The sequence below is a fragment of the Bradyrhizobium liaoningense genome (assembly GCF_018130785.1).
GTDB lineage: Bacteria > Pseudomonadota > Alphaproteobacteria > Rhizobiales > Xanthobacteraceae > Bradyrhizobium > Bradyrhizobium liaoningense_A.
The window spans coordinates 1-21,549 of sequence record NZ_JAFCJT010000008.1; the positions used below are offsets into that span (position 1 = coordinate 1).

Genomic DNA, 21,549 nt, shown 5'->3' on the forward strand with positions numbered 1-21,549 from the left:
AAAGTCCTCACCATCCTCAACGCCATGCTCAGGGACCAAAAACAATGGCAACCCGCTTGACGAAGAACACAGTCGCTGAGGTGCGAGTGGCGCGATGCAAAAGCATCGCGCCGGGAGCCTCGAAGGATGAAACGGCCGAGGTACCAGCCGGGCCGTTCATCCTTCGAGGCTCGCTTCGCGAGCACCTCAGGATGACGGGGACGGAGCTGATTGCACCCCGAGGCTCACCCTGTCGGGGTGCCCTGCTTCCACTGGCCGCCGGCGATCTTCGCCGCGGCAATCACCGCCTGCGTGCGGCTCTCGACGCCGAGCTTTTGCAGGATCGCCGAGACATGCGCCTTGATGGTGGCCTCGGAGACGCCGAGCTCATAGGCGATCTGCTTGTTGAGCAGTCCCTCGGACAACATCATCAGCACTCGCACCTGCTGCGGCGTCAGCGTCACCAGGCGGTCGCGCAGGCGCGTCATGTCGGGATCGGCGGCGGCCGATAGATCGGTGTCGGCGGGAACCCAGACGTCACCCTCCATCACCTTGAGAATGGCGTCGCGCAAGGTCTCGACGCCGAATCGCTTGGGGATGAAACCGGAGGCGCCGAAATCGAGCGAGCGGCGGATCGTGGCGCTGTCGTCGGAGGCCGAGACGATCACCACCGGGATGGCAGGGTATTGCGCACGCAGATAGATCAGGCCGGAAAAGCCGGAGATCCCGGGCATCGAGAGGTCGAGCAGGACCAGATCGACGTCTGATGTCTGTTCCAGGAACTTGGTGAGATCCTCGAACGATCCGGCCTCGTCGATCCTGGCCGAGGTCAGGACGCCCGCCACCGCTTGCCGCAACGCGTCGCGGAACAGGGGATGGTCATCGGCGATGACGAGATGGGTCGAAGGAGCGCTCATCGTTCTCTTGCTGGCATTCGCACCGGGCCAGTAGGCCGGCCCGGGGCCTTGGTCAATTCTTTCCCGACCGGCCGTGGCATGCAAGTGGGCATTATCCCTTTGCGGGAACGGGGTTAACCCGCGGTCGAGCGCGATCGTGCCGGATTGAAAGGTCCGCGGTGTCAGGTGCGCGTCAGTGCGCAAGGCCGAAAGTCGTATTGGGGCCGGTTTCACGCCGATGTTACCTTGCGGGCAAGACCTGGGTTGATCCGGCATGACCGGACATCCGGGGCGCGAGGAAACGCATTTCGGGGAGCGACTCAACATGTCGACAATGGCTGTGTCTCAGGCAGGCGCAGGAGGGATGACGAAGGACGAACGTTTCGTCATTCTCGCCTCCTCGCTCGGTACCGTCTTCGAGTGGTACGACTTCTACCTCTACGGTTCGCTTGCCGGCATCATCGGCGCACAGTTCTTCTCGGCCTATCCGCCGGCAACGCGCGACATCTTCGCGCTGCTGGCCTTCGCGGCGGGCTTCCTCGTCCGTCCGTTCGGCGCCATCGTGTTCGGCCGGGTCGGCGACATCGTCGGCCGCAAATACACCTTCCTCGTCACCATCCTGATCATGGGTCTGTCGACCTTCATCGTCGGCCTGCTGCCGAACGCTGCGACCATCGGCATCGCGGCCCCGATCATCCTGATCGCGCTGCGCCTTGCCCAGGGCCTGGCGCTCGGCGGTGAATATGGCGGTGCGGCGACCTACGTCGCGGAGCACGCGCCGAACGGCAAGCGCGGCTATTACACCTCCTTCATCCAGACCACGGCGACGCTCGGCCTATTCCTGTCGCTGCTGGTGATCCTGTTCACCCGCACCGCGACCGGCGAAGCCGATTTCGCGGCCTGGGGCTGGCGCATTCCGTTCCTGGTCTCGGTGCTGCTGCTCGGCATCTCGGTCTGGATCCGGCTCCGCCTCAATGAATCGCCGATCTTCCAGAAGATGAAGGACGAAGGGAAGAGCTCGAAGGCGCCGCTCACGGAAGCCTTCGGCAACTGGCAGAACGGCAAGCTCGTTCTGCTCGCGCTGCTCGGCGGCGTGATGGGCCAGGGCGTGGTCTGGTACACCGGCCAGTTCTACGCGCTGTTCTTCCTGCAATCGATCCTGAAGGTCGACGGCTATACCGCCAACCTCCTGATCGCATGGTCGCTGCTGCTCGGCACCGGCTTCTTCATCGTGTTCGGCGTGCTCTCCGACAAGATCGGCCGCAAGCCGATCATCCTCGGCGGCTGTCTGATCGCGGCGCTGACCTTCTTCCCGATCTTCAAGATGATCACCACCAACGCCAACCCGGCGCTGGAAAAGGCGATCGAGTCGGTCAAGGTCGACGTGGTGGCGGATCCCGCGGGTTGCGGCGACCTGTTCAACCCGGTCGGCACCCGCGTCTTCAGCGCGCCCTGCGACACCGCACGCGCCTACCTGTCGGGGGCGTCGGTCAAGTACTCGACCGTGCCCGGCCCGGCCGGCTCGGGCGTGAAGGTGGTGGTCAACGGCAAGGACGTCGCCTACGCCAACGCCAAGGACGGCAATCCCGCGCTGCTCGCCGCCGTGCAGGCAGCCGGCTATCCGAAGCCGGGCGATGCGGGCATTGTGAAGATGTCGCATCCGTTCGACATCTTCCGTCCGCAGGTCGCCGCGACCGTCGGGCTGCTGTTCATCCTGGTGATCTTCGTCACCATGGTGTACGGCCCGATCGCCGCGATGCTGGTCGAGCTGTTCCCGACCCGCATCCGCTACACCTCGATGTCGTTGCCCTACCACATCGGTAACGGCTGGTTCGGCGGCCTGCTGCCCGCGACCGCGTTCGCGATCGTGGCCTCGACCGGCGATATCTATGCGGGCCTCTGGTATCCGGTCATCTTCGCATCAATCACTGTCGTGATCGGCTTCTTCTTCCTGCCCGAGACCAAGGACGTCGACATCAAGGCGACCTGATCGACAGCACCGATCGACAACACGAACCGGCCGCGGTCTCCGCGGCCGGTTTTGTTTTGTCCCTACTGATCGCCGCCGATGAATTGCAGAACGACCTCGCGCCGGTGCGGGCGCTGGCGGTGCTCGATCAGGTAGATCGCCTGCCAGGTGCCGAGCGCGAGCTTGCCGTTGAGGACCGGGACCTGAAGCGAGGTCTGCGTCAACATCGTCTTGACGTGTGCCGGCATGTCGTCCGGGCCCTCGGTGTCGTGCGTCCAGCCGGCATTCTCGGGCGCGAGCCGCGACAGTACCGTGGTGAGGTCGACGAGCACGGACGGATCGGCGTTCTCCTGGATCGTCAGCGAAGCCGAGGTGTGACGAATGAACAGCGTCAGGACGCCATCGCGGGCGTGAACCTCATTGATGAACTTCGCAGCTTCGCTGGTGAGATCGGTGAAGCCGCGGCCGGGCGTCTGCACGGTCAGCAGTGACGATGCGACGGTGGTGGCTTGCACCGACGATGGCGCCGAGCGCGTGACGGATTTGGTTGACGTCATGAAATGTCTCTCTATTCGGAAAGCCGCCGTGGGGCGGGCAAAGCGAAGCGTGCCCACCAATCTACGCAACGAGGTCAAGGTGGTGGGCACGGCGCTTCGCACCCTTGCCCACCCTACGGCATCTCGTCATGCGTTAGATCTTCCCCGAGACGTCCTTCTGCACGCGGTTGGCCATGTCGATCAGCCGGCGCCAGGCCTTTTCCAGGAATGACATCACGCGATCGAGATCCTGGTCGCTGGGCAGCGGAATCTCGATCTTGCGGTCCCCCTCGGCGACCTTCGGCTCCTTCTTGAGCGGATCGGATTTTGGCAGCGGCTCGTCGATCTTGCCTGATACGGTCGGCCCCGCCGCGATCTGCCCCCTCAGCTTCTCGACTTCGGCCTGGAGCCGGCCGATCTCGGCGTCGAGCGCGGTACGCTCGTCGGGCACCGCGTAGCAGGCCCAGCCGGCACCATTCTTGGTGCAGGTCGATACCGTGCCGGTGCGGGTGTCGAGCCGCAGCACGCCTTCGGGGATGGGCGTCATGCTGTAGCGGCCGTTTTCGCTGTCGGGCGCGGACTGTGCGGCAGCCAGACCGCCGCCGATGGTCATCGCCGCGGCGAATACCGCCGCTGCAAGCCATGATGCTGTGGATGAATTCGCTGGTCTCATCGCGCTCTCCGCCATGGCGCTTCTGCAGCTTCTCTTCAATTCTACACCCCGGCGAGACAATCTGCCGCCCAAAACACGCAACCGATATCAACGATCGCGGCAATCCCTTTGATCCCGTCAGCAGGACGAAATGGCGGTCGTATTCGCCGATCATGAGGAGAGCTGCTGCGGTGCGGCGTCACGCTGTGTGCAGCGCTGCCGCGCGCGCCAATATCATCAAGTAAATCAGCCACATAACAGAAAGCGACGCAATCGTGACTTGGCTTGACTTGATTATGGGCCATCAGTATGGTCCGCGCGGCTTTTGAGGGTGGCGGGCGTAATTTCCATTCAGCCGCAGCGTTTCGGGTCTTCGTTGCATGACACAGGGCACGGGGCACGGCGAGAATGGAGATCGCGATAGATCGCCCGAGGAAGCTGCGCTTTCCGAACGGCTCGGAAATCTTGATCAGCGGTTGTCCGAGGTTCGTGACCGCCGCGCCAAGACCGAGCAACCCGCAGGTGACGGTGAAGACAGAGCGGCCAGAGCTTCGGCGATGGCGCTTGGTTTCCGGTTATCCTCCGAGTTGGTCGCCGGTGTCGTTGTCGGAGCGGGGATTGGCTGGGGGTTCGACCGCTTGCTGTCGACGTCGCCTTTCGGATTTATCGTGTTCCTGCTGCTGGGCTTCGTGGCCGGCGTGGTGAATGTGGTGAGATCGGCAGGCGCGGGTCAAAGCAGGCGCGGTGGTTCCTAAGCGATCCGCACAGGAGAGGAATGATCGTACCGGTCCTGCCGGTACGGGCCGGCCCGGCCGGCAGACCGAGACCCGCCGGCATCGCCCGGCAGACCAAGAGATGCCGCGCTGATGAAAATCGACCCGATCCACCAGTTCAACATCGAGCCTCTCTTCACCCTGGGCCATATCGGCAATCACACGATCGCCTTCACCAATTCGTCGCTCTACATGCTGGTGGCGGTGGCGATCATCTCGATCCTGATGCTTGCCAGCGGAACTCAGCTGGTTCCCGGCCGCCTGCAGTCGGTCGCCGAGATCTCCTACGAATTCGTCGCCTCGACCATCCGTTCGACGGCCGGCGCGGAAGGCATGAAGTTCTTCCCGCTGATCTTCTCGCTGTTCATGTTCATCTGCGTCTCGAACCTGGTCGGCATCATCCCCTACACCTTCACGGTCTCGAGCCACCTGATCGTCACCGTAGGACTGGCGCTGCTGGTTTTCTTCACCGTGCTGATCTACGGCGTCGCCAAGAACGGTCTGAAATTCTTCTCGATTTTCGTTCCTCACGGCGTCCCGGGCTACATTCTGCCGCTGGTCATGTTCATCGAGATCCTGTCGTTCTTCCTGCGGCCGGTCTCGCACAGCATTCGTCTGTTCGCCAACATGCTGGCCGGCCATATCGCGCTGAAGGTGTTCGCGGGCTTCGTCGCCATGCTGGGCTTCTCGCTCGGCGCCATCGGCTGGGTCGGCGGCGTGCTGCCGCTGGCGCTCACGGTCGCGCTCTACGCGCTGGAGATTCTGGTCGCGTTCCTGCAAGCCTATGTGTTTGCGATCCTGACCTGCATCTACCTCAACGACGCCATTCATCCGGGACACTGAGCGGTCCGGGGAATTTCCACCCACAACCCAATCTTTCTTCCAAGGAGTCTAAAATGGATCCGGCAGCAGCAAAACTTATCGGCGCGGGCATCGCATGCATCGGCATGGGCGGCGCGGGCGTCGGCGTGGGCGTGATCTTCGGCAACTACCTCGCCGCAGCCGTCCGCAACCCCTCGGCTGCTCAGGGCCAGTTCGGTAACCTGATCTTCGGCTTCGCCGTGACCGAAGCGCTCGGCATCTTCTCGCTGCTGATCGCGCTGCTTCTGCTGTTCGTTTTCTAAGAACGACTTCTTTCGCGCCGCTTCATCCGAAGCGGCGCGTGACAGCAACAGGAGTACTCCATGGCCGAGAGTCATGGCGGGGCAAAAGGTCCGGCGGCGGGCGCCCACACCGAAGCCGATGGCGGCCATCATGGCGGCGGCTTTCCGCCGTTCGAGAGCAGCACCTTTGCTTCACAGCTGGTGTCGCTCGCGATCTTCTTCGTCCTGCTTTACGTGATCGTGTCCAAGCTCGCTCTGCCGAAGGTCGGCGGTGCGATCGAAGCGCGTCAGAACAAGATCGAGGGTGACCTCGCCGAAGCGCAGAAGCTGAAGGATCAGTCCGAGGCGGCGTTGAAGGCCTATGAAGGCGAGCTCGCTTCGGCGCGTTCGCGGGCACAGGCGATCGGCAACGAATCCCGCGACAAGGCGAATGCGCAGGCGGAAGCCGAACGCAAGACCCTGGAAGAGCAGCTGGCGGCCAAGCTCGCCGAGGCGGAGAAGACCATCGCCTCGACCCGCACGACCGCCATGAGCAACGTCCGCGGCATCGCGGCCGATGCCGCAGGCCAGATCGTGCAGCAGTTGACCGGCGTCGTTCCGGATGCGGCGTCGGTCAATGCCGCCGTTGATGCGTCCTTGAAGGGTTAGTCGATATGTTCTTCGATCCTGAAACCTGGGTCGCCGTCGCCTTCGTGATCCTGATGGTCGTGTTCGCCTATCTCGGGGTCTTCAAGTCGGCGATGACTGCACTCGACCATCGCGCCGCCCGCATCAAGGCCGAGCTCGACGACGCGACGCGCCTCAAGCAGGAAGCGGCCAAGGTGCTCGCCGACTACAAGGCGCGCAGTGCCACCGCCGAGCGCGAGGCTGCCGACATCATCGCCAACGCCAAGTCCGAAGCCGAGCGCATCGCGACCGAAGCCAAGGCGAAGATGGAAGACTTCGTCGCCCGCCGCACCAAGACCGCGGAGAGCAAGATCGCGCTTGCCGAGGCCCAGGCGCTGGCCGATGTCCGCGCCGCAGCCGCGGAAGCCGCCGTCCAGGCCGCCTCCACGATCCTGTCGCAGTCGGTCAAGGGCCAGGTCGCCGACGATATGCTCGCCAAGGGCATCGCCGAGGTTCGGCAGAAGCTGAACTGAGGGTTTTCGTCCTCACCAATCAAAAAGCCGGCGCGCGAGCGCCGGCTTTTTTGTTTGGCGGTCTGTAGCAACACATCGGATGTCATCACCCGCGAAGGCGGGTGATCCAGTACGCCGCGGCATCTCGATTCTGGCCTCGCTGTCTCGGAATACTGGATTGCCCGCCTTCGCGGGCAATGACAGTTGAGATTGCCGCGAGATCTTGCCCTACTTCTTCTTCCGCGCCTTCGGCTCGGGCGAGAGCGCCTGCGGGTCGAAGCCGACATAGAAGATGTAGGAATCGGCGACCTTGGCCGACGGCATCGGATAGGCCAGATCCTCGACGATGAAGCTGAAGGGTACGCTGCCGCCGTCACTCATCTCGACGGTGGTCCGATAGGCCTTCGAGGCGATCACCTTCTCGCCGACGCCGCCCTGCACCACGGCGACGCGCAAGGGCACCTCGACGGTCGCGGGCGCACCGGCGGGACCTGCGATCACCCGCCCCTGGATGCCGATGCGGGCCGTGATGCCCTCGGCGCTGCGGGCGCATTCGCGCGCCATTTTGGTGATCGAGGCCTGGAAGCGGATCTCGTTGCCCACCGCCGGCTTGCCGGTGACACCGACCGCATAGGTCGAGGCCCCCGCGCGCACCGTGACCTGCGGGCAATCGACCTCGTCTTCGGCCGGCTGGCCGGGCGCAGGCGGCGGCTTGGGCTGGGCCGACTCGTCGGACTTGCCGCCGAACAGGCTCTTGAAGCGGTCGGTGAGCGACTGGGCCGCCACCGGCGAGACCGACGCGAACGCGACCGACAGCGCCAGCGCGACCCCCGTCCCCCGCCGCAACGCATTCCGCGATGACCGAAGCTCCTTCACCATCAACGCCCGTACTCCATGACAAATCTTGCGGCCGATCGCCGGCCCGGCCAGCGGTTTATATCGCCAAAATCGGCGAACCCAAGGCGACACGACGCGACTTTGGTTACATGAATGGAGGGGTCAGCCGCGGAAATCCTCGTGCAGCAGACCGAACAGCAAATGGTCCTGCCAGACCCCGTTGATGCAGAGATAGCGGCGCGCCAGCCCCTCGCGGGAGAAGCCGCACTTCTCCAGCACCCGGATTGACGGCGCATTGGTGGGGATGCAGGCGGCCTCGACCCGATGCAGATTGAGCTCGCCGAACAGCGTCGGCAGCAGCACCCGGAGCGCAGCCGTCATGTAGCCGCGATGGGCATGAGGCTTGCCGACCCAATAGCCGATGGTGCCGGCCTGGACGATGCCACGGCGGACATTGGCGAGCGTGATGCCGCCGACCATGGCGCCATCGAGCTCGCGGAAGATCAGAAACGGATAGGATCGGTCCGCGGCGATGTCCTCGGAATAGCGCCGCAGGCGACGGCGGAAGCCGGACCGGGTGAGATCGTCGGAGGGCCAGATCGGTTCCCAGGGCGTGAGGTAGTCGCGGCTGGACTCGCGCAAATGCGCCCACTGCAAGAAGTCCGACATCTGCGGCGCACGCAGCAGCAGGCCGTTGCCGCGCGGCGCGAGGGCGGCAGGTCCACTGGATGGCAGGCGAAATAGGGCCATGGTGATGCTTCCCGGGGCAGATCAGCCCGCGCGCGGCTCCTAATGCAGCCGCGCCTTGGCACGTGCCCGGGTCAATCCTTCCGCAAAAGACACCGCCGTGTCCAGACCCCTGCCGCTGCCCAATGCAACAACCGCAGGGCGGCTCCGCGAAAGCAGCGCACGCGCCGCATCCCGAGTCGATTCGACGCTGACGGCGTCGATCCGGGCCACCAGCTCCTCGACCGTCTGCGGCCGGCCATAGGCCAGCACATGCCGGGCAAGCTGCTCGGCGCGGGACGAGCAGCTCTCCAGCGCCATCAGGAGGCCCGCCTTCATCTGCGCCTTGGCCCGCGCGATCTCGGCCTCGGTCAGCGTCTCCACCGAATCATTCATGATGTCGACCACGACCTCCATCATCTCCGGCGCGTCGGCCGGATCGGTGCCGGTGTAGAGGCCGAAGAAGCCGGTGTCGGTATAGGGCGCGTGGAACGAGTAGATGGAGTAACAGAGGCCGCGCTTCTCGCGCACCTCCTGGAACAGCCGCGACGACATCCCGCCGCCGAGGATGTTGGTGAAGACCTGGAGCGAGAACAGCGACAAATCGCTCTGCGGCACGCCTTCCAGCGCCAGCGTCAGATGCGCCTGCTCGAGCTCGCGATGCACCACCTTGGCGCCGCCTTTGCCGAACTGGGCTGCTTGCGGCTTCGGACCCGGCGTCCCCTCGAAACTCGCAAAACGCTGCTCGACCTCGGCGACGACCTGCTTGTGATCGACCGCGCCGGCTGCCGCCACCACCATGTCGGGCCCGCGATAATGCGTCGACAGATAGCCGCGCAGCATGTCGCGGTTGAAGGCGCGCAAGGTCTTGGCGGTGCCGAGCAGCGAGCGGCCCATCGGCTGGTCGGGATAGCAGAGCTCGTTGAGGTGCTCGAACACGACGTCGTCGGGCGTGTCCTGCGCCGCGCCGATCTCCTGCACGATGACGTTCTTCTCGCGCTCCAGCTCGTCGGGCTCGAAGGCCGGATTGGCGAGGATGTCGGCGAGCACGTCGAGCGCGAGCGGCACGTCGGCCTTCAGCACCCGCGCATAATAGGATGTGGTCTCGGTCGAGGTACCGGCATTGAGGTCGCCGCCGACCGCCTCGATCTCCTCGACGATCTCGCGCGAGGAGCGCTTGGTCGTGCCCTTGAACGCCATGTGCTCGAGCAGATGCGAGATGCCGTGCTCGTTCGGCTTCTCGTCGCGCCCGCCGACGCCGGCCCAGACGCCGAGCGCCGCGGTCTCGAGATGAGGCATCCTGTCGGTGACGACGGTCAGGCCGGAGGCAAGCTTGGAAATCTCGACGCTCATCCGGCAACTCCCTGTTTTGCGGCCCGGCTGACCGACAGCACGAACCGCTCGACCTCGGCCTGATCGTTCTTCATCACCTTCATGTGTTCGGATTTGGTCATGAGACCGTCGAGCCAGGCGGGCAGTTGCGGCCGCTGGCCGCAGGCCGCCTCGACCGCATCGGGGAATTTGGCCGGATGGGCCGTGGACAGCACGATGCTGGGGACCGTCGTGTCGGTGGTGTCGCGGTCGGCGACAGCAAGCGCGACTGCGGTGTGGGGATCGACCAGCTCGCCCGCCTCGCGCCAGGCGGCGCGGATCGCGGCAGCAGTCTCGGTCTCGTCGGCCCGCCCGGCGTCGAATTCCTCACGGATTGCCGCCAGCGTCGCGTCAGGCAACACGAAGCGCCCCGACTGCTTCAGCGAGTCCATCAGACGGCGCAGGCCGGCCGCATCGCGCCGGCCGGCCTCGAACAGCAGCCGCTCGAAATTCGAGGAGATCTGGATGTCCATCGACGGCGACGCGGTGGCGTGCACCTCGCGCACCTCGTAGATCCCGGTCTTCAGCGTGCGCGCCAGGATGTCGTTGACGTTGGCGGCGATGCGCAAGGTGCGTACGGGAAGACCCATGCGCTTGGCAACGTAGCCGGCAAAGATGTCGCCGAAATTGCCGGTCGGCACGACGAAATCCACCGTGCGCGCCGGCGCACCGACGGCAACGGCGGAGGTGAAGTAGTAGACCACCTGGGCGACGATGCGCGCCCAGTTGATGGAATTGACGCCGGAGAGCGAGGTCGCATCGCGGAAGCGATGGTTGTTGAACATCCCCTTCACGAGCGCCTGACAGTCGTCGAAATTGCCTTCGATGGCGAGGGCGTGGACGTTGGCCGCGCCTGTCGAGGTCATCATCCGCCGCTGCACCTCGGAGATGCGGCCGTGCGGAAACAGCACGATGAGATCGACATTCTCGAGCCCTGCGAAGGCTTCGACCGCAGCGCCGCCGGTGTCGCCGGACGTCGCGACCACGATGGTGGTGCGCTGGCCGCGCTTGGCGAGGACGTGATCCATCAGCCGCGAGATCAGCTGCATCGCCACATCCTTGAAGGCGAGCGTCGGACCGTGGAAGAGCTCCAGCACGAATTGATTCGGCGTCATCTGGCGCAACGGCACCACCGCCGGATGGCGGAAGGTGGCATAGGCCTCGTTCGCCATGCGGCCGAGCTCGGCATCCGAAATCTCGCCGCCGGCGAACGGACGGATTACATCGACCGCGACCTCCCAATAGGGACGGCCGAAGAAGCCAGCGATGGCCTCGGTCGAGAGCTGCGGCCAGGTCGCCGGCACATACAGGCCGCCATCGCGGGCAAGCCCTGTCAGCATCACGTCGCAGAAGCCGAGTTCTGGGGCCTCGCCCCGGGTCGAGATATAGCGAGTCAAACTGCCCTCCAAAGGCCGGCCGGCCCTGAGCCTGATCCATAAGCCTTTGATTTTACGGAACTACTTGTTAACAGCCAGAGGCGTGTGGCCACCATAGAGTGTTTTGCGGCATCGGGAAACCGCTTCCCGCCCGCGCCCCGCCCAACGAAAAAGGGCTACGGCGATGCCGCAGCCCCCTCTTGGAAGGTCTGTCGTTGATATGTGCAGACCGGTTTGCCTCGTGCGGGTCGCCGACCCGCCAAAACTGTCGACCAAGTTCTCCTCGCCCGTCACGAAATCGTCAAGAGCCAAAACGACGGCGGCAAGAAGATGTTCCTATTTTTCCCGGCACGTTTCGATTTTCGCAAACGCATCCCAGCGAGTGCGCGCGCTCTATTGCCGCTTTTTCCCGAATTTTCGGATTATTCAGGAACGAATATCACTTCGCCCCATTGTGTCGGCGGATGGTGTCGGCGCGGTCCATGCATTGCCCGGCTGCGCGCCGAGACCCGATCCGCCCGGCCGGACCGGCTGCATCCTGGAGCAGCCGGTTCGGTGCCGGGCCGTCAGCTCATCCCGATTTCCACCGCGATCCTGATCAGGTCGGAATGGTTCTTGGCGCCCAGCTTCTGCTTGAGCAGGGACGTGGTGTTGGCGACCGTCTTGTAGGAGATGCCGAGCGCCTCGGCGACCTCGACGATCTTGTCGCCACGGCCAAGCAGGCGGAGAATTTCGAGCTCCCGCGGCGTCATTTGCGAGGCCGGATTGGCCTTGATCGCTGCACCGGAGAACGTGACAGCCTCCGCGAGCTGCGGCGAGATGTAGTTGTCGCCCGCGACCACCTTGCGCACCGCCTTGAGCAGAATCCGGGGATCGTCGCCCTTGGAGACATAACCCTGCGCGCCAAGCTCGACCGCCCGCACCACGAAGGCCGGATCGTCGTTCATGCTGAACATGATGATCTTGGCATCAGGGTCGTCCTTGCGGATCCGCCGCATCAGCTCGAAACCGGAGACGTCGGGCAGGCTGATGTCGATGACGGTGACGTCGGGCCGCTTGCTGACATAGGCGCGATGCCCGGATTTGGCGTCGGTCGCCTCGTCGATACGGATCGAGTGGTCGGACGCGAAAAGGGTGCGGCACCCTGACAGCACCACGGGATGGTCGTCGACGATCAGAACTCGGGTCGCCGGCTTGGCGGTATCTTGCATCGCGCGCTCTCTTGTTTTTTGACTCATAGACCGGCGGGAACAAATGGAAAGAGCAAATCCCGCCAATGCGCGTTAGAATTGACCTAATGTGGCAACGGCTCTCGTTCAGAACACAATTGTTTCTTCCGCTCGGCCTGAGCTTCCTTGCCGCGCTGGTCATGGGCGGCGTGCTGCTCCAGACCTTCGCGACGGGGCAGCTTGCCGACGAGAATGAGCCGGGGCGACGCTCGACCCGGACGGTCGCCGCGGCGCTCAACAACACCCTGAGGGCCTCGGACGACCCGCGGAAGATACTCGATGCATTTGTCCTTTCTTTGGACACCTCCTCGGATATTCAATTCCGTTCAGCGGAAGCGGGTCCCGCGCCCCCTGCGAGGGACAGCCTGCACGGCCTGCATGGCGTGCCGCAATGGTTCGTGAACCTGATCGCCATCCCCGACATGGACGCGGCATCTCCCGTCATCATCGAGGGCAGGCGCGTCGGCGACATTGTGTTCATGCCCGACCTGTCGGCCGACCTGTTCGAGAAATGGGTCGGCTTCCTGGCGCTGACCAGCCTCATCGCCGTGCTGATGGTCCTGACTGGAACCATTGCCCATCTCTTTGCGGGATCGGCGCTGCGTCCCCTGCAAAATCTCGGCGCGGGCCTCACGCGAATCCGGCGCGGCGATTATGCCACGCCGATCCCGGTCGAAGGACCGCCGGAGATCCGGCAAAGCTGCGAGGAAGCCAATGCGCTGGCGATGACGCTCGCGCAATTGAGTCAGGATAATCGCGACCTGTTACACCGCCTGGTGTCGCTCCAGGACGACGAGCGGCGCGATCTCGCGCGCGAACTGCACGACGAGCTCGGACCGCTACTGTTCGGCATCCGCGCCGGCACGATCGCGCTGATCGAGACTTCGCCGGCGGGAAATCTCGGCAATCCGGCGCAGGAGGTGATGCGATCGGTCGAGGCGCTCCAGCAGACCAACCGCCGCATCCTCGACCGGCTGCGGCCGCTCTACATCGAGGAATTGGGGCTCGAGACCAGCGTGCAGACGCTGCTTCAGAACTTTCGCAGACAGGCGCCGCTTATCAGTCTGACGGACACGATCGATCCTGGTCTGAACGAGATCGAGGGACCGCTGGCCCAGACCGTCTATCGCCTGATCCAGGAGGCGCTGACCAACGTGCTGCGCCACGCCGGGGCGAACCATGTCCATGTGCTGGCGGCCATTGCCGGCGAGATGCTCACGATTGAGATCTCCGACGACGGCGGCGGCTTTCCCGCCGACAACGTCTTCGGCCGCGGCCTGACGGGCATGCACGAGCGCGTGCGCGCGCTCAGCGGATCGCTGTCACTGCTGCGCGCGGATCAACGGACCTACGTGCGTTGCCGCCTGCCGGTCAAGGCGGCGCGAGACGAGCCGGCGGCTGGCTAGCACGCGCAACCGGCGTGGGGAGTCTGCTCCGCCGGCTCGCACAGGGTGCTGTAGATCTTGCCTTCGGGACTGAAGCGAAACGAGGCGTGGATGCGCAGCGAGCCCGCGACGGAATATTCGAGATCAACACCAAGCGGCACTGGATTGATCTCCTCCAGACCGAAGCCAGCCGACGAGAAGGTGCTGAGCCGCGGCCCCCAATAGGTTTCGAGCTCGCGTCGTCCGCGATAGTATCGCGTGCCGTTACACATGCATTCGACCTGCGCGTCGTCCGCATAGAGGTCGAGCAGCGTCGCGAGGTCGCCCTTCCGGCAGGCGTCCACCCAGTCGACGACAATTCCCATCTGGTCGAAATCGCTCACACCAAAATCCTGTCTGCCGCGACAATCTGCACGCGGCTTAGGACCACCCTCGTGAATATGCGCTGAATAATAAACCCCGGGCGATACCGGGTTTCCTCCAGGGACCTACGGAAATTTCAGGCCGGGTGCCGCCGTCCCCTCGCCCAGACGCCGAATGCGATCAGCACCGCTCCCGCAAGCGCGAACCAGGTGATGGCGTATTGCAAATGATCGTCCTTCAGATGCACGTCGAGCGGGCCGGGACGCGGAATGCCGTTCTCGGGCACCGGCCGCTCCAGGTCGATGTAGAACGGCGCGACCGTGCCCCAGCCGAGCGCCCGGGACATGGCGAGATGATCGCGGGTGAACCACAGCCGTTTGTCACGCTCAGCGTCAGGCATCAGCACGCTGGCTGTTTCGGGGAAACGGACGTAGCCGGTCAACATCGCCGGCTTGTTGGTAATGAGTCGCGCGACCGCCCGATCCTGCAGGGCGCGGTCCTGTTGGGTGTTCGGCACGAAGCCCGCGTTGACCGCGACCATATCGCCGCCAGGCAGCCGTGCGGGAAGGAAAGCCCAGGTGCCGGGGCCGGAAATGTCGGAGCGGATGGCGGAGCCGGAACTGTAGACCATCGCATCCAGACGGGACTCGTAGGTCGCCGTAAATGTGACCCGACGGAATTCGTCCCGCTCCGGCGTCAGCGTGCTCCATTGCGACGGCGGCGGCAACGCAACAGGTGCCGCCGCGAGACGCTCGGTCAATGCGGCGATCAACTGATGTTTCGCGACGCGGCGCTGCAATTGCCAGACGCCGAGCGCGACCAAGACGGCGGCCAGGAAAAGCGTGAACAGCGCGAAGCCGGCCACGCGGGGCTTGCGCGCGGCCTCGTTCATTTCGCGCGGTCGACCAGCCGGCCCGGCGCCGCCTTGTGGTGGAATTGCAGCGCGATCAGCAGCGACTTCATCGCGCGCAGCGGCAACAGCGTAGTGGCGAGGATCAGCGGCAGCCACAGCGCGGCATGCAGCCAGTATGGCGGCTGGTATTTGACCTCGACGATCAGTGCGCACGCAACGACGATCCCGCCGGCCAGCATGATGATGAAGATCGCAGGACCGTCGCCGGTGTCGATGAAGGCATAGTCGAGCCCGCAACGGTCGCAGCTCGGTGCAAGCGTCAGGAAGCCCGCATAGAGCTTGCCCTGGCCGCAGCGCGGGCATTTGCAGGCGAGGCCGCGCATCGCGCTTTGCAGGACGGTGGTCTCGGGCTCGGATGGGCCGGCGGTGTCGTTCATGTCGCGGACTCTAGAGCATTATCGGCTCTGATTGAATCAGAACCGAAGCTCTAGATTCTTGTTTTGACGCGTTTTCTTCACGCGAACCGGTATCCACTTCGCTCGAAAACGCTCAATCACAGTTTCCGCCAAAGCTTCCGGCCGCCCAAAAGCGAAAGGGCGGCCCTGCGGCCGCCCTTTCTGATCGATCCAATGCCGCTCAGTGCGCGCCGTGGGCCATGGTCTCGGCGCCGTGTCCCCACACATAGATGCAGAGGAACAGGAACAGCCAGACCACGTCGACGAAGTGCCAGTACCAGGCGGCGAACTCGAAGCCGAGATGCTGTGTCGGCGTGAAATGGCCCGCATAAGCGCGGAACAGGCAGACCAGCAGGAAGATGGTGCCGACCAGCACATGGAAACCGTGGAAGCCGGTCGCCATGAAGAAAGTCGCGCCGTAGACATTGCCGCCGAACGAGAACGCCGCGTGGCTGTACTCATAAGCCTGCACGCAGGTGAAGAGCGCGCCGAGCACGACGGTGAGGATCAGGCCGTATTTCAGGCCCTGGCGATCGTTCTCGAGCAGCGCGTGGTGCGCCCAGGTCACGGTGGTGCCTGATGTCAGCAGGATCAGCGTGTTCAGGAGCGGCAGATGCCAGGGATCGAAGGTCTCGATGCCGTGGGGCGGCCAGGTGCCGGGGACGGAGCAGGCACCGGCCGCGGTGCCGAGGCCGCAGCCGAACACCGCGTCGCGGGTGGCGTGGACGGCATCGGCCGGGAACAGCGCCGCGTTGAAATAGGCCCAGAACCAGGCGACGAAGAACATCACCTCGGAGGCGATGAACAGGATCATGCCGTAGCGGTGATGCAGCTGCACGACGCGGGTGTGATCGCCCTTGTACTGGGCTTCCTTGATCACATCGGCCCACCAGCTCGCCATGGTGTAGATCACGCCGACGGTGCCGACGCCGAAGATGATCGGCGCGGCCGAGAACATGTGATGCATCCAGGTGATCGCGCCGACCGCCATGATGAAGGCCGAGATGGAGCCGACGACGGGCCACGGGGAGGGATCGACCAGGTGGTAGTCGTGATGCTTGGTGTGCGCCGTTGCCATTTGCGGTCTCTCTCCTCAATCCCGTGCCTGTCCGGCACTTATCCCCTTGTGTCCAACCCCCGCGGCGTGAGCCCGGCGGTCAGAGATTTCCCTTGCGTTTGTCGTCTTCGCCCGACGCCAGCGGCTTCACCACGGGATCGCGCACCGGATAGAACGTGTAGGACAAAGTGATCGTGTTCAGCCCGTCGTTCTCGTGATCATCGGCGATCGACGGATCGACGTAGAACACGACCGGCATCTCGCGCTTCTCGCCGGGCGCCATGGTCTGTTCGGTGAAGCAGAAGCAGTTGATCTTCTGGAAATAAGATCCGACCGTCAGCGGCGCGACGTTGTAGGCGGCCTGGCCCGCGGTGGTGCGCGCGGCCTGGTTGGTCACGGTGTAGAAGACGGTCACGACCTGGCCGATATTGACCTCGATCTCGCTCTGCTCCGGCTCGAACTTCCAGGGCAGGCCGGGCGCGACGTTGGAATCGAAGCGCACCGCGATCTTGCGCGCGATCGGGCCGGTGGCGGGCGCGGAGGTTGCGACCTGGGTCGTGCCATTGAAGCCGGTGGCGCGGCAGAACCAGTTATAGAACGGCACCGCCGCGTAGGAGGCACCGACCATCAGCGCCACCACGCCGCCGCAGATCGAGGCGACCAGCACGTCACGGCCGAGGCCTTTTTTGGCCGTCCGGCTCTGATCCCGCGATATGGTGGGCTCTCGATCCATCTTCCCTACATCGGCCGGACGAGCACCGCCGGTCCCTTGACCATGGTGACGGCGAAGAACAGCACCACGAGCACGCCAAGCGCGAGCGCGATCGCAATCGAGCGCTGACGACGGCTCTTCTTCTGCGCCTCGGTGAGGACGATTCCATCTGGCTCGGGTTTGTCGATCATTGCTGCGATCATGCGCCCCCAACCATCGGAGCAAGCGCCCGGAACACGACCTCGGCAAGCAGGGTTGCGAACAGCACGAACAGATACAGGATCGAGAAGGCAAACAGCTTGCGGGTCGCGCGCAGCGACTGGCTGCGCTCGCGGCGCATATAGACGTTGATCGCGAGCACCAGCATGCCGGCGCCGAGGATCAGCGAGACCACGCCGTAGATGGCGTCGAAATAGCCGAGCGCCCAGGGCGCGGCGGCCACCGCGATCAGCACGATCGTGTAGAGCAGGATCTGCAGACGCGTCGCGTCGGGACCGGCGACGTTGGGCAGCATCGGAATGCCGGCGCGCGCGTAGTCGTCGGAGCGGAACAGCGCCAGCGCCCAGAAGTGCGGCGGGGTCCAGAAGAAGATGATGGCGAACAGCAGCAACGGCTCGACGTCGACCGTGCCTGTGACCGCGGCCCACGCCACCACCGGCGGCAGCGCGCCGGCGGCGCCACCGATCACGATGTTCTGCGCGGTCCAGCGCTTCAGGCCCATCGTGTAGATGACGACGTAGAAGAAGATGGTGAAGGCGAGCAGCGCGCCCGCGATCCAGTTGACGAGGATACCGAGCGTCATCACCGAGAAGAAGGCGAGCGTCATGCCGAACGTCATCGCCTCGGGACGGGTGATGCGGCCGCGCGGAATCGGCCGGTTTGCCGTGCGCGACATCTTGGCGTCGATATCGCCTTCGAGCGCCATGTTGAGCGCACCGGAGGCGCCGGCACCGACGGCGATGCAGAGCAGCGAGGTGATCGCCAGCACCCAGTGGAAATGCCCGGGCGCCATCGCCATCCCGACCAGCGCGGTGAAGATCACCAGCGACATCACCCGCGGCTTCAGCAGCGCGATGTAGTCGCGAACCTCCGCTTCGGAGATGCGGGGATTGATGTCGACGGCGTGGTGGTCGAGGACGGACACTAGTTTTGACTCGCTTCGTTGTAGAGCCGCGGCGCCCGTCACGGGCGCCGCGGGAGATCGATCACTGCACGCGGGGCAGCACTTCGAACTGGTGGAAGGGCGGCGGCGAGGTCAGCGTCCACTCCAGCGTGGTCGCGCCTGCACCCCACGGATTGTCGCCGGCCGGCACCTTCTTCATGAAGGCGTCGAGCACGCAGTAGAGGAAGATCAACACCCCGAAGCCGGAGATGTAGGAGCCGACCGAGGAAACCAGGTTCCAGCCCGCGAACGCGTCGGGATAATCGACGTAGCGGCGGGGCATACCCGACAGGCCGAGGAAGTGCTGCGGGAAGAAAACCAGGTTGACGCCGATGAAGGTGACCCAGAAGTGCGCCTTCGCGAGCGTCTCGTTGTACATGTAGCCCGACATCTTCGGGAACCAGTAGTACCAGCCGGCGAAGATCGCGAACACCGCACCGAGCGACAGCACGTAGTGGAAGTGCGCGACGACATAATAGGTCTCCTGGAGCACGCGGTCGACGCCCGCGTTCGCCAGTACGACGCCGGTGACGCCACCGACCGTGAACAGGAAGATGAAGCCCACCGCCCAGATCATCGGGGCGCGGAATTCGATCGAGCCGCCCCACATCGTGGCGATCCACGAGAAGATCTTCACGCCGGTTGGAACGGCGATGACCATCGTCGCGGCGACGAAATAGGCCTGCGTCGCCGACGACATGCCGACCGTGTACATGTGGTGCGCCCACACCACGAAGCCGATGCCGCCGATCGCGACCATGGCGTAGGCCATGCCGAGGTAGCCGAACACGGGCTTGCGCGAGAAGGTGGAGATGATCTGGCTGACCATGCCGAAGCCGGGCAGGATCAGGATGTACACCTCGGGGTGACCGAAGAACCAGAACAGATGCTGGAACAGCACGGGGTCGCCGCCACCGTCAGGCGCGAAGAACGTCGTGTGGAAGTTGCGGTCGGTGAGCAGCATGGTGATCGCACCGGCGAGCACTGGCAGCGACAACAGCAGCAGGAACACCGTCACCAGGATCGACCACACGAACAGCGGCATCTTGTGCAGGGTCATGCCCGGCGCGCGCATGTTGAAGATCGTGGTGATGAAGTTGATGGCGCCGAGAATCGACGAGGCGCCCGCCAGATGGAGCGACAGGATCGCGAAGTCGACGGCCGGGCCCGGGTGACCCGAGCTCGACAGCGGCACGTACATGGTCCAGCCGGCGCCGACGCCGTTGGCACCCGGCTCGCCCTCGACGAAGGTCGACATCAGCAGCAGCGCGAACGAGGCCGGCAGCAGCCAGAACGAGATGTTGTTCATGCGCGGGAACGCCATGTCCGGCGCGCCAATCATCAGCGGCACGAACCAGTTGCCGAAGCCGCCGATCATCGCGGGCATGACCATGAAGAAGATCATGATCAGGCCGTGCGAGGTCACGAACACATTGTAGGTGTGCGTCTCGTGAAAGATCTGCACGCCCGGATACATTAGCTCGGCACGGATCGCGATCGACATCGCGGCGCCGATGACGCCGGCGATGACCGCGAAGATCAGGTACATCGTGCCGATGTCCTTGTGATTGGTCGAATAGACGTAGCGACGCCATCCGGTCGGATGGGCGTGCTCGTGGTCATGCGCGTGATCGCCGTGTGCCGCTGCGCTCGTTGCCATTTTCAAATCCTGCCTTGCGTCCCGTTCGGACCTCTGGAGGTCCCGCCCTTTATGTCGCTTTCAGTCCCTCGAGCCTTGACCCGGCGCTTACTGCGTCGGGCCGGCCGCGGAGGCGAAAGTGCTGGTGCCGCCGCTCGCAAATTTCTTCTTCGCCGTCTCGACCCAGGAGGCGAATTCCTGGTCCTCCACCACGCGAATCGCGATCGGCATGAAGGCGTGGTCCTTGCCGCAGAGCTCCGAGCATTGGCCATAGAACATGCCGGTCTTGGTGGCCTTGAACCAGGTCTCGTTCAGCCGCCCCGGAATGGCGTCGATCTTGACGCCGAATGCCGGCAGCGCGAAGGCGTGGATGACGTCTGCGCCGGTAACCTGGACACGAACCACCTTGTTCACCGGCACGACCATCTCGTTGTCGACACCGAGCAGCCGGGGCTGCTTGTCCTGGGCCATCAGCGAGTCGAACTCGAACTTGCCGTTATCCGGATAGGCATAGGACCAATACCACTGCTTGCCGGTCGCCTTGATGGTGATATCCGCCTTCGGCACGTCGAGCTCAAGGAACAGCAGGCGGAACGACGGCACCGATATACCGACCAGGATCAGCACCGGAATGAGCGTCCACGCCACCTCGATCAGCGTGTTGTGGGTGGTCCGCGACGGTACCGGATTGGCCTTCGCGTTGAACTTCATGACCACGATCACCAGCAACGCCAGAACGAAAAGCGTGATCAGCGTGATCAGCACGAACAGGAAGTTGTGGAACCAGACGATATTATCCATCACCGGGGAGGCGGATTGCTGAAGCGTCCACTCCCACGGCGCCGGTTGCCCGAGCTCGGCGGCGAATGTCGCACCGCTCGTCGCCAGCGTCAGACCCGCCACGGCCAATCCCAGCAAGTGCCGGCCCACGTGGCCCATCGACATCCTCATGCCGTTCGCGCTCCCCTAACGAAATCACCCCAAGTGCATTCCCCTATTTCCGGGAAATGCTTATTCGATCCGCCCGTCTGACAAACCACCGCGCAAGAATACCTCTAAGAGGAATCAGGGCCAGATCGTGAGAACGCCGAAATCAAGCCTCTCAAACCATAATTCTTGATCTATCGCAATGCAGTCTTGAGCCCCGTCTGTCAGCCATCACCCGCAAGATATTTCCTAGTAACATCAGACAAAAATACCGTTTCCCGGGATGCTGCGGCTTGACAGCGTAATTGCCCGAGGTAGGCACTGGCAGACAGCCGCGCAGGAACCTGATTCGTGCGGGCGACGGCGGTGTGGGCGGCGCGGAATTTGCTTGCGAATCGCCTTCAAGACGCCGTCATTCCCGTATCAGTCCG

25 protein-coding genes are annotated in these 21,549 nt (G+C 64.1%); 7 read left to right on the plus strand and 18 right to left on the minus strand.

All coding sequences use genetic code 11. The features are described from left to right. Positions 1–224 precede the first annotated feature (224 nt). Positions 225–896: a response regulator transcription factor gene (locus tag JQ627_RS18570; protein ID WP_212485604.1), complete on the minus strand. Its 672-nt coding sequence runs from the start codon at positions 894–896 to the stop codon at positions 225–227. A gap of 343 nt (positions 897–1,239) precedes the next feature. Here JQ627_RS18570 and JQ627_RS18575 point away from each other — a divergent pair, with 343 nt between their 5' ends. Beyond that, a complete protein-coding gene (locus tag JQ627_RS18575; RefSeq protein WP_196236586.1) occupies positions 1,240–2,865 on the plus strand; it encodes an MFS transporter in 1,626 nt (541 codons plus the stop codon). 62 nt (positions 2,866–2,927) lie between these two features. On the opposite strand, the gene JQ627_RS18580 is transcribed toward JQ627_RS18575, so the two are convergent. From JQ627_RS18580 to JQ627_RS18590, 3 genes are all read right to left on the minus strand, one after another. After that, positions 2,928–3,401: a secondary thiamine-phosphate synthase enzyme YjbQ gene (locus tag JQ627_RS18580; RefSeq protein WP_212485605.1), complete on the minus strand. Its 474-nt coding sequence runs from the start codon at positions 3,399–3,401 to the stop codon at positions 2,928–2,930. A gap of 133 nt (positions 3,402–3,534) precedes the next feature. Continuing rightward, a complete protein-coding gene (locus JQ627_RS18585; RefSeq protein WP_212485606.1) occupies positions 3,535–4,053 on the minus strand; it encodes a hypothetical protein in 519 nt (172 codons plus the stop codon). A 41-nt stretch (positions 4,054–4,094) separates the two neighbouring features. Continuing rightward, positions 4,095–4,337, minus strand: a complete 243-nt coding sequence (locus JQ627_RS18590) for a hypothetical protein (protein WP_212485607.1) — start codon at positions 4,335–4,337, stop codon at positions 4,095–4,097. A 75-nt stretch (positions 4,338–4,412) separates the two neighbouring features. On the opposite strand from JQ627_RS18590, the gene JQ627_RS18595 reads away from it, so the two are divergent. From JQ627_RS18595 to JQ627_RS18615, 5 genes are all read left to right on the plus strand, one after another. After that, on the plus strand, positions 4,413–4,787 hold the full coding sequence (locus JQ627_RS18595; protein WP_212485608.1) for an AtpZ/AtpI family protein: 375 nt from the start codon (positions 4,413–4,415) through the stop codon (positions 4,785–4,787). A 111-nt stretch (positions 4,788–4,898) separates the two neighbouring features. Next, positions 4,899–5,648 carry a F0F1 ATP synthase subunit A gene (locus JQ627_RS18600; protein WP_183246109.1) on the plus strand — a complete coding sequence of 250 codons (750 nt, stop codon included), beginning with the start codon at positions 4,899–4,901 and terminating at the stop codon, positions 5,646–5,648. Between the two features lie 53 nt (positions 5,649–5,701). After that, the gene (locus tag JQ627_RS18605) at positions 5,702–5,929 is read left to right on the plus strand and encodes a F0F1 ATP synthase subunit C (RefSeq protein ID WP_018643436.1); all 228 of its coding nucleotides are present in this window, start codon (positions 5,702–5,704) and stop codon (positions 5,927–5,929) included. A gap of 60 nt (positions 5,930–5,989) precedes the next feature. Further along, complete coding sequence (locus JQ627_RS18610) at positions 5,990–6,556, plus strand: F0F1 ATP synthase subunit B (protein ID WP_212485609.1); 567 nt, start codon at positions 5,990–5,992, stop codon at positions 6,554–6,556. A gap of 5 nt (positions 6,557–6,561) precedes the next feature. Then, a complete protein-coding gene (locus tag JQ627_RS18615; RefSeq protein WP_212485610.1) occupies positions 6,562–7,047 on the plus strand; it encodes an ATP F0F1 synthase subunit B in 486 nt (161 codons plus the stop codon). 207 nt (positions 7,048–7,254) lie between these two features. Here JQ627_RS18615 and JQ627_RS18620 read toward each other — a convergent pair whose 3' ends face one another. The 5 genes from JQ627_RS18620 to JQ627_RS18640 form a co-directional block, all read right to left on the minus strand. Continuing rightward, entirely contained in the window at positions 7,255–7,905 is a 651-nt protein-coding gene (locus JQ627_RS18620; RefSeq protein WP_212485611.1) for a hypothetical protein, read from the minus strand. 120 nt (positions 7,906–8,025) lie between these two features. After that, positions 8,026–8,613, minus strand: coding sequence for a GNAT family N-acetyltransferase (locus tag JQ627_RS18625; RefSeq protein ID WP_008139934.1), 588 nt, complete (start codon positions 8,611–8,613; stop codon positions 8,026–8,028). A gap of 39 nt (positions 8,614–8,652) precedes the next feature. Then, the gene (locus JQ627_RS18630; protein ID WP_212485612.1) at positions 8,653–9,942 is read right to left on the minus strand and encodes a pitrilysin family protein; all 1,290 of its coding nucleotides are present in this window, start codon (positions 9,940–9,942) and stop codon (positions 8,653–8,655) included. Further along, entirely contained in the window at positions 9,939–11,357 is a 1,419-nt protein-coding gene (gene thrC / locus JQ627_RS18635) for a threonine synthase (RefSeq protein WP_212485613.1), read from the minus strand. The genes JQ627_RS18630 and thrC overlap by 4 nt, the downstream gene beginning before the upstream one ends. Positions 11,358–11,902: 545 nt before the next feature. Continuing rightward, complete coding sequence (locus JQ627_RS18640; protein WP_212485614.1) at positions 11,903–12,547, minus strand: response regulator transcription factor; 645 nt, start codon at positions 12,545–12,547, stop codon at positions 11,903–11,905. Between the two features lie 86 nt (positions 12,548–12,633). On the opposite strand from JQ627_RS18640, the gene JQ627_RS18645 reads away from it, so the two are divergent. Then, positions 12,634–13,971 carry a histidine kinase gene (locus JQ627_RS18645; protein WP_212485615.1) on the plus strand — a complete coding sequence of 446 codons (1,338 nt, stop codon included), beginning with the start codon at positions 12,634–12,636 and terminating at the stop codon, positions 13,969–13,971. Here JQ627_RS18645 and JQ627_RS18650 read toward each other — a convergent pair. The 9 genes from JQ627_RS18650 to coxB form a co-directional block, all read right to left on the minus strand. After that, positions 13,968–14,333, minus strand: coding sequence for a nuclear transport factor 2 family protein (locus JQ627_RS18650; protein ID WP_212485616.1), 366 nt, complete (start codon positions 14,331–14,333; stop codon positions 13,968–13,970). The genes JQ627_RS18645 and JQ627_RS18650 overlap by 4 nt on opposite strands. Before the next feature lie 116 nt (positions 14,334–14,449). Next, positions 14,450–15,205 carry an SURF1 family protein gene (locus JQ627_RS18655; protein WP_212485617.1) on the minus strand — a complete coding sequence of 252 codons (756 nt, stop codon included), beginning with the start codon at positions 15,203–15,205 and terminating at the stop codon, positions 14,450–14,452. Next, positions 15,202–15,603 (minus strand): DUF983 domain-containing protein, encoded by a 402-nt coding sequence (locus JQ627_RS18660; RefSeq protein ID WP_028151624.1) that lies wholly within the window; start codon positions 15,601–15,603, stop codon positions 15,202–15,204. The genes JQ627_RS18655 and JQ627_RS18660 overlap by 4 nt, the downstream gene beginning before the upstream one ends. A 199-nt stretch (positions 15,604–15,802) precedes the next feature. Beyond that, on the minus strand, positions 15,803–16,699 hold the full coding sequence (locus JQ627_RS18665) for a cytochrome c oxidase subunit 3 (RefSeq protein ID WP_212485618.1): 897 nt from the start codon (positions 16,697–16,699) through the stop codon (positions 15,803–15,805). 79 nt (positions 16,700–16,778) lie between these two features. Then, complete coding sequence (locus JQ627_RS18670) at positions 16,779–17,411, minus strand: cytochrome c oxidase assembly protein (RefSeq protein ID WP_212485619.1); 633 nt, start codon at positions 17,409–17,411, stop codon at positions 16,779–16,781. Positions 17,412–17,416: 5 nt separating this feature from the next. Continuing rightward, positions 17,417–17,593, minus strand: coding sequence for a CoxF protein (locus JQ627_RS18675; RefSeq protein ID WP_212485620.1), 177 nt, complete (start codon positions 17,591–17,593; stop codon positions 17,417–17,419). Beyond that, the gene (locus JQ627_RS18680; RefSeq protein WP_212485621.1) at positions 17,590–18,534 is read right to left on the minus strand and encodes a heme o synthase; all 945 of its coding nucleotides are present in this window, start codon (positions 18,532–18,534) and stop codon (positions 17,590–17,592) included. The genes JQ627_RS18675 and JQ627_RS18680 overlap by 4 nt, the downstream gene beginning before the upstream one ends. A gap of 61 nt (positions 18,535–18,595) precedes the next feature. Continuing rightward, positions 18,596–20,212 carry a cytochrome c oxidase subunit I gene (gene ctaD / locus JQ627_RS18685; protein WP_212485622.1) on the minus strand — a complete coding sequence of 539 codons (1,617 nt, stop codon included), beginning with the start codon at positions 20,210–20,212 and terminating at the stop codon, positions 18,596–18,598. 87 nt (positions 20,213–20,299) lie between these two features. Next, positions 20,300–21,142 carry a cytochrome c oxidase subunit II gene (gene coxB, locus JQ627_RS18690; protein ID WP_212485623.1) on the minus strand — a complete coding sequence of 281 codons (843 nt, stop codon included), beginning with the start codon at positions 21,140–21,142 and terminating at the stop codon, positions 20,300–20,302. Positions 21,143–21,549 lie beyond the last annotated feature (407 nt).

Excerpts from the sequence above, each read along its gene's own strand:
- JQ627_RS18590 (WP_212485607.1), bottom strand. The coding sequence starts at position 4,337 with ATGGCCCATAATCAAGTCAAGCCAAGTCACGATTGCGTCGCTTTCTGT.
- JQ627_RS18675 (WP_212485620.1), bottom strand. The coding sequence starts at position 17,593 with ATGATCGCAGCAATGATCGACAAACCCGAGCCAGATGGAATCGTCCTC.
- JQ627_RS18595 (WP_212485608.1), top strand. The coding sequence starts at position 4,413 with ATGACACAGGGCACGGGGCACGGCGAGAATGGAGATCGCGATAGATCG.
- JQ627_RS18670 (WP_212485619.1), bottom strand. The coding sequence starts at position 17,411 with ATGGATCGAGAGCCCACCATATCGCGGGATCAGAGCCGGACGGCCAAA.
- JQ627_RS18645 (WP_212485615.1), top strand. The coding sequence starts at position 12,634 with ATGTGGCAACGGCTCTCGTTCAGAACACAATTGTTTCTTCCGCTCGGC.
- JQ627_RS18570 (WP_212485604.1), bottom strand. The coding sequence starts at position 896 with ATGAGCGCTCCTTCGACCCATCTCGTCATCGCCGATGACCATCCCCTG.
- JQ627_RS18615 (WP_212485610.1), top strand. The coding sequence starts at position 6,562 with ATGTTCTTCGATCCTGAAACCTGGGTCGCCGTCGCCTTCGTGATCCTG.
- JQ627_RS18625 (WP_008139934.1), bottom strand. The coding sequence starts at position 8,613 with ATGGCCCTATTTCGCCTGCCATCCAGTGGACCTGCCGCCCTCGCGCCG.
- ctaD (WP_212485622.1), bottom strand. The coding sequence starts at position 20,212 with ATGGCAACGAGCGCAGCGGCACACGGCGATCACGCGCATGACCACGAG.
- JQ627_RS18600 (WP_183246109.1), top strand. The coding sequence starts at position 4,899 with ATGAAAATCGACCCGATCCACCAGTTCAACATCGAGCCTCTCTTCACC.
- JQ627_RS18580 (WP_212485605.1), bottom strand. The coding sequence starts at position 3,401 with ATGACGTCAACCAAATCCGTCACGCGCTCGGCGCCATCGTCGGTGCAA.
- JQ627_RS18610 (WP_212485609.1), top strand. The coding sequence starts at position 5,990 with ATGGCCGAGAGTCATGGCGGGGCAAAAGGTCCGGCGGCGGGCGCCCAC.
- JQ627_RS18605 (WP_018643436.1), top strand. The coding sequence starts at position 5,702 with ATGGATCCGGCAGCAGCAAAACTTATCGGCGCGGGCATCGCATGCATC.
- JQ627_RS18585 (WP_212485606.1), bottom strand. The coding sequence starts at position 4,053 with ATGAGACCAGCGAATTCATCCACAGCATCATGGCTTGCAGCGGCGGTA.
- coxB (WP_212485623.1), bottom strand. The coding sequence starts at position 21,142 with ATGAGGATGTCGATGGGCCACGTGGGCCGGCACTTGCTGGGATTGGCC.
- JQ627_RS18620 (WP_212485611.1), bottom strand. The coding sequence starts at position 7,905 with ATGGTGAAGGAGCTTCGGTCATCGCGGAATGCGTTGCGGCGGGGGACG.
- JQ627_RS18575 (WP_196236586.1), top strand. The coding sequence starts at position 1,240 with ATGACGAAGGACGAACGTTTCGTCATTCTCGCCTCCTCGCTCGGTACC.
- JQ627_RS18665 (WP_212485618.1), bottom strand. The coding sequence starts at position 16,699 with ATGGCAACGGCGCACACCAAGCATCACGACTACCACCTGGTCGATCCC.
- JQ627_RS18640 (WP_212485614.1), bottom strand. The coding sequence starts at position 12,547 with ATGCAAGATACCGCCAAGCCGGCGACCCGAGTTCTGATCGTCGACGAC.
- JQ627_RS18660 (WP_028151624.1), bottom strand. The coding sequence starts at position 15,603 with ATGAACGACACCGCCGGCCCATCCGAGCCCGAGACCACCGTCCTGCAA.
- JQ627_RS18655 (WP_212485617.1), bottom strand. The coding sequence starts at position 15,205 with ATGAACGAGGCCGCGCGCAAGCCCCGCGTGGCCGGCTTCGCGCTGTTC.
- JQ627_RS18630 (WP_212485612.1), bottom strand. The coding sequence starts at position 9,942 with ATGAGCGTCGAGATTTCCAAGCTTGCCTCCGGCCTGACCGTCGTCACC.